This window comes from Streptomyces sp. SID3343 (assembly GCF_009865215.1).
Taxonomy (GTDB): Bacteria; Actinomycetota; Actinomycetes; order Streptomycetales; family Streptomycetaceae; genus Embleya.
Genome location: NZ_WWJX01000298.1, coordinates 1 through 10,910 on the forward strand (window position 1 = coordinate 1; position 10,910 = coordinate 10,910).

The 10,910-nt window shown below is 70.0% G+C and carries 8 protein-coding genes; 2 read left to right on the forward strand and 6 right to left on the reverse strand.

The annotated features are described in order from the left end of the window. Positions 1-40: 40 nt before the first annotated feature. From GT354_RS10210 to GT354_RS10225, 4 genes are all read right to left on the reverse strand, one after another. On the reverse strand, positions 41-1,093 hold the full coding sequence (locus GT354_RS10210) for an iron-siderophore ABC transporter substrate-binding protein (RefSeq protein ID WP_161355958.1): 1,053 nt from the start codon (positions 1,091-1,093) through the stop codon (positions 41-43). 147 nt (positions 1,094-1,240) lie between these two features. Next, a complete protein-coding gene (locus GT354_RS10215) occupies positions 1,241-2,080 on the reverse strand; it encodes an ABC transporter ATP-binding protein (protein ID WP_161355959.1) in 840 nt (279 codons plus the stop codon). Positions 2,081-2,118: 38 nt separating this feature from the next. Then, entirely contained in the window at positions 2,119-3,195 is a 1,077-nt protein-coding gene (locus GT354_RS10220) for an iron chelate uptake ABC transporter family permease subunit (RefSeq protein ID WP_161355960.1), read from the reverse strand. A gap of 50 nt (positions 3,196-3,245) precedes the next feature. After that, positions 3,246-4,319: an iron ABC transporter permease gene (locus GT354_RS10225; protein ID WP_161355964.1), complete on the reverse strand. Its 1,074-nt coding sequence runs from the start codon at positions 4,317-4,319 to the stop codon at positions 3,246-3,248. A gap of 86 nt (positions 4,320-4,405) precedes the next feature. Between GT354_RS10225 and GT354_RS10230 the strand changes: the two genes are divergently transcribed. Then, positions 4,406-4,546: a hypothetical protein gene (locus GT354_RS10230; protein ID WP_161355961.1), complete on the forward strand. Its 141-nt coding sequence runs from the start codon at positions 4,406-4,408 to the stop codon at positions 4,544-4,546. A gap of 341 nt (positions 4,547-4,887) precedes the next feature. On the opposite strand, the gene bla is transcribed toward GT354_RS10230, so the two are convergent. Further along, positions 4,888-5,805, reverse strand: coding sequence for a class A beta-lactamase (gene bla / locus GT354_RS10235; protein ID WP_346011965.1), 918 nt, complete (start codon positions 5,803-5,805; stop codon positions 4,888-4,890). Between the two features lie 579 nt (positions 5,806-6,384). Here bla and rph point away from each other — a divergent pair. Continuing rightward, positions 6,385-9,051, forward strand: a complete 2,667-nt coding sequence (gene rph / locus GT354_RS10240; protein WP_161355962.1) for a rifamycin-inactivating phosphotransferase — start codon at positions 6,385-6,387, stop codon at positions 9,049-9,051. A gap of 22 nt (positions 9,052-9,073) precedes the next feature. Here the strand turns inward: rph and GT354_RS10245 are convergent. Continuing rightward, positions 9,074-10,910 (reverse strand): ABC transporter permease (locus GT354_RS10245; protein WP_161355963.1); only part of this gene is annotated, 1,837 nt, incomplete at its 5' end.

Consider the following 10,910-nt stretch of genomic DNA (forward strand, 5'->3'; position numbering starts at 1 on the left):
GCCGCGGCGGGCCGGGGGCGGGATATGTGGATCGGCATGTCTAGCCGGCCGCCGACTTGACGAGTTCGTCGATCGCGTACGGCAGGGACAGCAGGGTGCCCTGCGACATGGCCGCGCCGATCGCCGGGCCCTCGCTGTCGAGCAGGTAGGAGACCTTGCCGTTCTTGGCGGCGGGCAGGTTGGTGAACAACTGGAACTTCTTCAGGGCGTCCTGGTCCGCCTGGTCGTTGATGACGAAGATACGGTCGACGTCGATCAGGTCCATGCGCTCGGGGGAGAGCACGGTGAAGAACTTGCCGTCGGCGATCTTGTCGATCTCGGTGGCGCCCTTGTAGCCGATGCCGGTCAGCAACCGTCCGCGCACGTCGGTGGTGGTGAAGGGCCCCACCGAGTCCTTGTACCAGGACAGTGCCACGGCGGTCTGACCGGCGAACTCGGGGTGTGCCTTGCGGGCCGCGTCGAGCTTGTCCTGAATGCCCTGCACCAGCTTGGCGCCCTCGTCCGCCTTGCCGAGCGCCTTGGCGATGTGGACCGCGTTGTCCTGCCAGGGCGCGCTGAACGGTTCCTTCTCGGCCTTGGTACGGCCCACGGTCGGGGCGATCCTGGACAGCTTGTCGTAGGCGGCCTGGTCGATCTCGGAGTAGACCGCGATGATCAGATCGGGCCGCAGGGCGGCGATCTTCTCGTAGTTGGGGCCGGTGTCCCCGTTGTTCATGACGACCTCGGGGCGGGTGTCGCCCCACTTGTCCTTGGTCCAGGGCCACTGGGTGTTGATGTCGGGGCTCTTGCCGGCCGGGTTCGGATACTGGTCGACCATGCCGACCGGCTTGATGCCGAATGCCAGGATGGCCTGGTCGTCGGTGTAGCCGACCGAGACGACTCGCTGGGGGGCCTTCTTGACCTGCGTGGATCCGAACGCATGCTCCACGGTGACCGGGAACACGCCGCCGGCGGCGGCCGGAGCGCCGTCGCTCTTCTTGTCCGCCGAGTCGGAACCGCACCCCGTGAGGAGTCCCACGCCGAGGGCCGCGGCGGACAGCACCGCCGCCACCCGCCGCCAGGGCGTCGCACGAGTCGTTCGATGGAGAAGCATCGGAAATCCCTTGCTGTCGCGCTTTTTTACTGCCCTTTTATTCAGGGGCAGGCAAACCATGACCGGAAACTTAGGGGAGGCTAGCCTAAGTAGCTTTTGTCCTTCTCTCCGGGTGTCCACTCGATCCGTCGCGGGATGTCCACCCGATCACTCGCGCCGGGCGTGGTTGCGGCCGATCGGCACGATGAGCGGACGATCGGCCACCGGGTCGTCGACGACCCTGGCCCGCAGACCGAACGCCTCGTGCAGCAACTCCGCGGTGATCACGTCACGGGGATGCCCCTGCGCCAGGACCGACCCCTCCCGCATGACGACGAGGTTGTCGCTGTAGCGCGTGGCCAGGTTGAGGTCGTGCAGCACCATGACCACGGTGGAGCCCGATTCGTGCAGGTCGTCCACCAGATCGAGCACGTCGACCGCGTGCGCGAGGTCCAGGTAGGTGGTCGGCTCGTCCAGCAACAACAGGTCGGTGCCCTGGGCCAGGGTCATCGAGATCCACACGCGCTGGCGCTGTCCACCCGACAACGCGTCGACCGGGCGTTCGGCCAGGTCGGACACCCCGGTCATGGCCAGCGCACGCGCCACCACCGCGGCGTCGTCCGACGACCACTGGCGCACCCAACTCTGGTGCGGATGGCGGCCGGTGGCCACCAGGTCGGCCACCGTCAGCCCCTCGGGCGCGACCGGCCCCTGAGGCAGCAGGCCGAGCTTCTTCGCGACGTCCCTGGTCTTGAGCTTGACGATGTCCTCACCGTCGAGCACCACCGTCCCCTTGGACGGCTTGAGCAGCCGCGACAGGGTCCGCAGCAGCGTCGACTTCCCGCAGCCGTTGGGGCCGATGATCGTGGTGACCACCCCGGTCGGGATCGCCACGTCGAGATGGTCGATCACGATCCGACTGCCGTAGCCGACGGTGACACCCCTGGCCTCCAGCCGTGAGGCGTCGCCGACTTCGGACTCGGTCCCCGTGACGTACTCCGCGGCCACGAATTTCCTTTCGGTCAAGGCACCTTCGATCAGGTCTGTCAAACTTTCGAACCGGCTCCGAGGTTCGCCCGCACCAGCAGGTACACGAGGAAGGGACCACCGATCGCGGCGGTGACCACGCCGACCGGGAGGGTGATCGGCAGCGCCGTACGCGCGACGAGATCCGAGCCGATCAGCAGCAACGCCCCCACCAGGCCCGAGGCCACCATCGGCGGTGTCGGACACCTCGCCAAACGCATCGCCACCTGGGGCGCCACCAGCGCGACGAACGGCACCGGGCCCGCCGCACTCACCGCCACACCGGCCAGCAGCACCGCGCACAACAACAGCACCGCCCGCACCGCCGAGAAACGCACCCCCAGACCCGCGGCGACGTCGTCGCCGAAGTGCATGGGCTTGAACTGGAACGCGGCACCGGCCACGACGACCGTCAGGACGAGCGTGCACCACGCCGCCGGTTCGACCTCGTCCCACGATCGGTTGTCCAGCGAGCCGACCAACCATGCCTGGGCCCGGGCCACGTCCTTGATCTCGGCCGTGACCAGCAGCCAGGTCGTGATCGCCTGCATCACGGCGCTCACCGAGATACCGATGAGGATGAGCCGGAAGCCGTCGATCCCCCGCCGCCAGGCCAGGAAGTACACCAGCAGACCGGTGCCCAGACCGCCCGCGAGCGCCGCCGTGGACAGGCCCACGGAGCCCATGATCGCCGCCGACGCACCGCCCGACACCGTCACCAGGAACACCGCGACCGCGCTCGCACCCCCGGTGATCCCCAGAATGTCCGGACTGGCCAACGGATTACGCACCACCGACTGGGTGATCGCCCCGGACACTCCCAGCGCGATCCCCACGACGAGCCCGGCCAGGGCACGCGGCATCCGCAGGTCCATGACGATGAACTCGTCGACCTGCTCGCCCCGGCCCAGGATCGTGGCGATCACCCGGGACATGCCGATGGGGAAGTCCCCGACGCTGATGGACAGGCAGAACAGCAGGAACGTCGCCGTCGCCAGCAACAGCGAGACGAGGACGACCCGGGGCCGCCACACGAACGACACTCGGCCCAGCCGCAGGCCCGGCGCCACGACCGGCATCGCATCGGTCCCGGCCATCGGCTCTCGAACCCTCATGCGCTCTCGCACTCTCGTGCGCTCGCGGGCTCTCATGCGCTCTTGAACTTGCCGCGCCACACCATGACCGCGAAGAACGGGGCGCCCAGGAGAGCGACGACGATGCCGGCGTCCAACTCGCCCGGTCGCGCCACCAGACGCCCCACGATGTCGCAGACCACCAGGACCACGGCGCCGAGCAGACCCGCGTACGGCACCAGTCGGCGATAGTCGGGCCCGGTCAGATAGCGCGCCACATGGGCCACCATGAGCCCGAGGAACGCGATGGGGCCGCACGCCGCGGTCACCGCGCCGGCCAGCAGAGTGACGGCGAGGATGCCGACGGTCCGACTCAGCGCGATGTTCACGCCCAGCCCCCGGGCGACGTCGTCACCCAGGTTGAGCAGGTTGATGGTCGGCAGCGTGCTCAGCGCCAACGCCAACCCGACCGCGACGAGCACGGACACCGGCCGGATGACCTCGAACCCGACACCGGTCACGGAGCCCGTGTTCCAGAACCGCAGGGCGTTCAGGGAGGCTTTGTCCGACAGTGCGATCGCGGTGGTCATCGCCGCGAGAAACACCGTGACGCCCTGCCCGGCCAGCGCGAGCGTCAACGGATTGCCCGCCCCCCGGCCGATGCTCGCGAGCCCGAACACCACGACACCGGCGATCGCCGCTCCCAGGAAACCGAACCAGACGTACTGGGTCGGGTCGGTGAACCCGAACACCGAGATCGCCGAGACCACCGCGACCGACGCACCGGAATTGACCCCCAGCAGGCCCGTGTCCGCGATCGGGTTGCGCGTGTACCCCTGGATCAGCGCCCCGGCGACCCCCAGGGCGACGCCGGCGACGACGGCGAGCACCGTCCGAGGCACCCGTACGGTCTGGACGATGAGCCTGATCTCGTTGTCGCGCTGGTCGGAGTTCGGCGACGCGAACAACCCGTGCCACACCTCGGCGGGACTCAACGCACGTGCCCCTACGGCCAACGAGGCCACCACGGCGATGGCGAGGATCACCACGAGCGCGCCCCAACCCACCACCCGTGGTCGACGGGCCTGCGGGCTCCCGGCTGCGGGACGCTCGACCCCGGTCGTGCCCGGCGTGTCCGTGTACGTCATCCCCTGGATCCACCGTGGCGCCAACACCGGTGGGGCTCCTCGCGGTTCGAACCGCCGGGTCCCGACATCCGCACGCGGCTCGGCCGATGAAGCGCAGCGCACGAGAGGGCGAACTCACCGGCGAGGCTCCGAACCTCGGCCGTCCCGGCCACAGCGGACGATCCGGTGCCGGTGCCGACGAGGGCGAGGACCGGGACCGGTGCCGCGCCACCAGGAAGAACCTGTGACATGCCACTCCCATCGTGCGGGGGCAGTCACCTGCCAGGCGTGGGGAAATACGAAAGGTGGGCACGTCGACAGAGCGGCACGCCGAAAACTTAGGTGAGCCTAAGTTAATCCCGCACGACTGTCGACAGGGCAAAACGGGCAACTTGCCGCCCGTGCGCGAAGTTCGCGGCGTCGATCGTTCGGATCCGAGTGCGAGAAACGCGGCGCACGACCGGCGTCGGCGCTGCGGACACGGCAGTCGGCCCCCTTCCGCAGGCCCGGCCCCGCCCCCGGAAGGATCGCACTTTCGTGATCAAGCTCACCGCGCCGACGGCGGGCATCGCGCCGAACATCGTGTTCGTCAGCCGAGCGCCCCCGCCACCAACGCCGCCACCTTCGCCATCAGTGGTTCGTCGGCCGGCGCGTCGGCGTCCTGCTTGGTGGACAGCGCGGCCAACACGATCGGCGTCGAGTTCGGAGTCCAGGCGATGCCCACATCGTTGGTGGTACCGAATCCGCCCGTACCCGTCTTGTCCGCCAAGGCCCATCCAGCCGGAAGCCCGGCCCGCAAGCGCGCGTCGCCGGTCGTATTGGCAAGCAGCCACCCCGTGAGCCGCTTCCGATCCGACGGCGCGAGCGCGTCACCGAGCGTGAGCCGCGCGAAGGTCCGTCCAATGGCACGCGGGCTCGTGGTGTCCGTGGCACGCCACGGCTCGGCCGAGTTCAGCGCGGGCTCCCACCGATCGAGGCGAGTGGTCCCGTCCCCGACGGAGCGGCAAAAGCGGGTGATCGCGGCCGGGCCACCGAGCTCACGCAACAACAGATTCGCCGCCGCGTTGTCGCTGTAGGCAATGGCCGCAGCGCACAGATCCGCCACGATCATGCCGCCGGCGAGGTTCTCGGGCCTACTCGTGATCGGGGCATACCCGGAGTCGGCAACGTCCTTGTCGCCGTACCGAATGCGCCGGGCGAGACCCTCACCATCTCGATCGAGATCCCTCAGGACAGCGGCGGCAGCCGTCGCCTTGAACACCGAACACATCGGAAAGCGTTCGCCGGCGCGATACGCCACGGTCGCGCCGGTGGCCGTATTGCAGGCGAACACCCCCAACCGGGCGCCATGTTGCCGCTCGATCTCGCTCAACTGCCCGATGGTCCGCTCACGACCACCCCGCGCGGGGGAGGCCGCCGCCCGCGCGGACAGACCAACGGCCAAGACCGCCCCACCACCGAGACCCAACACCGCCCGACGAGACGGAAACGACCCGGAGATCTCCACGTTCGCATACCTTCCCCTCGGCGATCACGACCTCGCCCGCGACTGCGTCTGCGCCTGCCCACGACACGGGCGACAAACACCGGTACCCCTACCGAAGCCGTCCGGCCTCGACCACCACCGAACCACTCGCCGCCCGCAATCTCAGGCACCGACACCAGGGAACGCCCCGCACAGGGTGGTGAATCGCGTTCGTATGTCCACCGGCGAGCCCTCGGCCGGCACGTCGTCAGGCAGGGCGTCGAACTGCCTGACGGAAGCAGACCTGCACCGGGATCCGCCCTGACCGGCGTGCCGCACGGCTGCCGCCGGCGGAGTCGGTGCGGACCGACGGGCGGGCGGGCAAAGGCACGAGCAATGGCATGGGCAACGGAAAAGGCAAGGAGATCGGAACTCTCTCCTTGCCACTCTCAACGTATAGCGCACCAGGGGGCTTGCGGCAAGACCCGGGTGAGGGCGCAAGATCATCCGTCGAGGCCACAACCCGGGGAAACGAGGGCACGACGTGCGTGTGTCGGCGGCGCCGGTGATTCGCTGGGCAAGTGCAGTACAACGAGGCGCGACCGGCTCGGAGGTATCGCGATGAGCGAGCAGTACGTGTGGGATCTCCATGAGATCGACGAGACGCAGGTCGCGGTCGTCGGCGGCAAGGGCGCGCACCTGGGCGCGCTGTCGCGGATCGAAGGCATCCGCGTCCCGGCCGGTTTCTGCGTGACGACGGACGCCTTCCGGCGGATCGTGGCGCAAGCGCCGTCGCTCGACGATCGGTTGGATCGGCTGTCCCGCTCCGACCCGGACGATCGGGAGGCGATTCGCACGCTCGGCGCGCAGATCCGCCGGAGCATCGAAGACGTCGCCATCCCGGACGATCTCGCGGCGGCGATCACCCGCGCGCTCGGCCGGCTCGACGGGCAAGGACAAGGGCAAGCGCAAGGACGAAAGCAGGGACAAGAACAAGAGCAAGCCGCCTACGCCGTCCGATCCAGCGCGACGGCCGAGGACCTGCCGACGGCCTCCTTCGCCGGCCAGCAGGACACCTACCTCAACGTCGTGGGACCGGCGGCGATCCTCCGGCACATCAGCCGGTGCTGGGCCTCGTTGTTCACCGAGCGGGCCGTGACCTACCGCCGGCGCAACGGCATCGACCACCGTACGGTCCACATGGCCGTGGTCGTGCAACGGATGGTCTTCCCGGATGCGTCCGGCATCCTGTTCACGGCCGACCCCGTCACGGGCAACCGGAGGATCAGCACCGTGGACGCCGGCTTCGGCCTCGGCGAGGCCCTGGTCTCCGGCCTGGTGAATCCGGACGTCTATCGGGTGCGGCACGGCGAGGTCGTCGCCAAGACGATCGCCGCCAAGGAGCGCGCCGTTCACGCCCTGCCGGCCGGCGGTACTCGGGAAGTGGCGATCGACGCACAGCGCCAGGAGCAGCCGGCGTTGACGGATGCGCAGGTCGTGCGGCTCGCGCGGCTCGGGCGGCGGATCGAGGCGCACTTCGGCCGCCCGCAGGACATCGAATGGTGCCTGGTGGACGACGACTTCCGGATCGTTCAGAGCCGGCCGATCACGACGCTGTTCCCCGTCCCCGAGACCGGCGACCGGGAGAATCACGTCTACGTCTCCGTCGGTCACGGGCAGATGATGACCGACGCCATGAAGCCCCTGGGGCTCTCCATGTGGCAGTTGACGGCTCTGGTGCCGATGCACGAGGCCGGCGGGAGACTGTTCGTCGACGTCACCCGGCGCCTGGCCTCGCCCACGAGCCGGGCCGGCCTGCTTGACGTGATGGGGAAGGGCGATCCGCTGGTCAGGGACGCTCTGGAGACCGTCCTCGACCACGGCGATTTCGTCCCCTCGCTCCCCGACGCGGCTCCCGGCGGGCCCGCCGGCGGCGGCGCGTCCGCGCCGACCGAAACCGCGCCGATCGAGACCGACCCGGCCGTCGTCACCGAACTGATCGAGCGCAGCCGGGTGTCCGTCGCCGCCCTGGAGCGTGACATTCGGACGAAGAGCGGACCGGCGCTGTTCGACTTCCTGTCGGAGGCCTTCGAGGAGCACAAGCGAGTCCTCGGTGATCCCCTGAGCATGCAGGCGATCATGGCGGGGATGGAGGCCACGTGGTGGCTCAACGACAAGCTGCAGGAGTGGCTCGGGGAGAAGAACGCGGCTGACACGCTCACCCTGTCCGCTCCCGACAACATCACCTCGGAAATGGGACTGGCGCTGCTCGACGTCGCGGACGTGATCCGTCCGAGGCCGGAGGTGGTGGCGTTCCTGCAGGGCGTCGAGGTCGGGAACGAGGGCTTTTTGGAGGAGTTGGCGAAGCTCACGGGCGGGGCCGAGGCGCGCGACGCCATCGAGGCATACCTCGATCGGTACGGCATGCGCTGCGTGGGCGAGATCGACGTCACGAGAGCACGTTGGCGCGAGCGCCCCACCGCGCTCGTGCCCGCGATCCTCGACAACGTCAGGAACTTCGAACCGGGGGCCGCCGAACGGCGCTTCGAGCAAGGGCGACGGAAGGCGCAGGACAAGGAACAGGACGTCCTGTCCCGCTTGCGGGCCCTGCCGGACGGGGATCGCAAAGCCGACGAGACCAAGCGGACGATCGACCGGCTCAGGACCTTCGTCGGATACCGCGAGTACCCGAAGTACGGCATCGTCAGCCGCTACTTCGTCTACAAGCAGGCTCTGTTGGCGGAGGCCGAGCGCCTCGTGCAGGCCGACGTGCTTCGCGAACGGGAGGACGTCTTCTACCTCACGTTCCAGGAGTTCCACGACGTCGCGCGCTCGAACCGGGTGGACGAGCGGCTCGTCCGGGAGCGCAAGGACGCGTTCCGCACGTACCACGCGCTCACCCCGCCCCGGGTGCTCACCTCGGATGGCGAGGCCCTGACCGGGGCGTACCGGCGCGACGACGTGCCGGCCGGCGCCCTGATCGGCCTACCGGTCTCCGCCGGGACCGTCGAGGGACGGGCCCGCGTCGTTCTCGACATCGCGGAGGCCGATCTCGACGCGGGCGACATCCTGGTGACGACCTTCACCGATCCCAGCTGGTCGCCGTTGTTCGTCGGAATCGCGGGCCTGGTGACGGAGGTCGGCGGCCTGATGACCCATGGCGCGGTGATCGCCCGGGAGTACGGCCTGCCGGCCGTCGTGGGCGTGGAGCGGGCCACCCGGCTGATCCGGGACGGACAGCGGATCCGCGTGCACGGCACCGACGGGTACATCGAGCTCCTGCCGTGACCGACCGCACGGGTGAATCCACCTATCCCCCCGCGCCGATCGTGTCCGCCGGGTTGCCGCGCAAGGCCAGGCGACCCGGGATCACCGTCGACGCCAGGGCCAGGGCCGCCGCCACCGCCACGACCGCCGCGTACGTCAGGGGTGGGGCGTACGGGGATGCGCTGCCCGTCATGCCCGTGCTGTACGCGGTCAAGGTGGCGAACGCGACCAGGCTGCCGAGGCCGGTGGCCAGGACGACCATCGCCCCCGTTTCCCAGTGCAGCATGCGCAGCACCTGCCGGCGGGTGGTGCCCACGAGGCGCAGGAGCGCGAATTCGCGCCGTCGGGCGGACGTTGCCATCACCAGGGTGTTGACCACCGCGATACCCGTGAAGGCGATGATCAGGCCCATCGCGACGTAGTTGACCTGGGCCTGCGTCCCCGCCTGGTCCCTGCGGGCGTCCTCGACCTCGCCGCGGTCGAGGACGCGTACGCCCGGGAACGGCGTGACCGCGCGTTGCAACGCGCCGCGGTCGAGTCCGGGGGTGCCCGCGATCAGCACGGACGACGCCAACGGCCGGTCCACGTGTGCGGCCGTGAGCGCGTGAGGCAGCGTCAGATCGCCGAAGCCCAGGCCGCGTTGGTACACCGCGACCACGCGCAGCGGCACCACCACGCCGTCGCCCATGGTGACCTTGAGTTTGTCGCCGACGCCCACGTGCTTCGTCTCGGCGGCGAGTTCGCTGACCGCGACCGTCCCGTCGGCCATCGTGGCGAGCGAGCCCGAGGTCGTCCGCAGGTCGAGGGTGCGTACGAGGTCGTGCGGAGTGACGCCCTGGGCCGGGAATTTGTCCCGGCCCGCGCGCACCACGGTGTGCACGACCTCGGTCACCGCTTCGACGCCGGGTACCGCCCGGGCCGCCGCGGTGGCCGCGGCCGGCACCCCCGGCCCCGCTGCCAGCGTGAACGACGCGAGCGTGCCGTCGGAAGCCTGTACCTGCGCGGCGTGGCTGCTCGTCGACTGGGTGAACAGGATCGTCGACGCCATCGCGACGGCCAGGCTCAACGGGGTGACCACGGCCGCGACCCGCTGGGCCGCGGCGCGGGCGTTGCGAGCCGCGAGAAACCCGCTGATCGGCGAGACGCGCCGAACGAGCCTGCCGAACAAGGCGGTTGCCCCGCGCGCGATGAGCGGGCCCAAGAGCGCCGTGGCGACCGCGGCCAGTACGACGGTCAAGAACGTGACGGGCGTGGCCGCGGCCTCCACGTCGAGGGTGCGCAGCACCAGGAGCAGGACGACGTAGCCGGCCACCGCCACCACGCCGACGACGGTACGGACCACGCCCAGGCTCGGGCGTTCGATCACCGCGTCGACCAGCGCCTCGGTCGGCCGTACTCGCGCGGCCCGGCGCACCGAAACCCGCGCCGCGGTCCACGCCGCGAGCAGCGTCAGTACGAGGGCGGCGATCGGCGGGAAGACGCCGAGCCGCAGCTCCAACGTGTCGGGCAGCGCGCCGAAGGCGACGAACCGCCCGTGCAGCCACCGAGCGAGGCCCAGGCCGGCGAACGCCCCGAGCGCGCCCGCGACCAGTCCCACGAGCAGTGCCTCTCGGCCGACCATCCGGCGGATCTGCCGAGGCGTCGCGCCGACCGCCCGCAACAGCGCGATCTCGCGGCGGCGTTGCCCGATCGACAGCGCGAACGTACCGACCACGACCAGGATCGCGATGAGCAGCGACGTCCCGCCCAGCGCGCCGCCCAGACTGACCAGCCCCACCCGGGCCTTGGCCGCGTCCAAAAACTCGGCCGGCCCGCGGTCGTCGCCGGTCCGTACCTGCGCCCCCGTCCCGGCGAGCGCGTCGCGAGCGGCCGCGCGCACC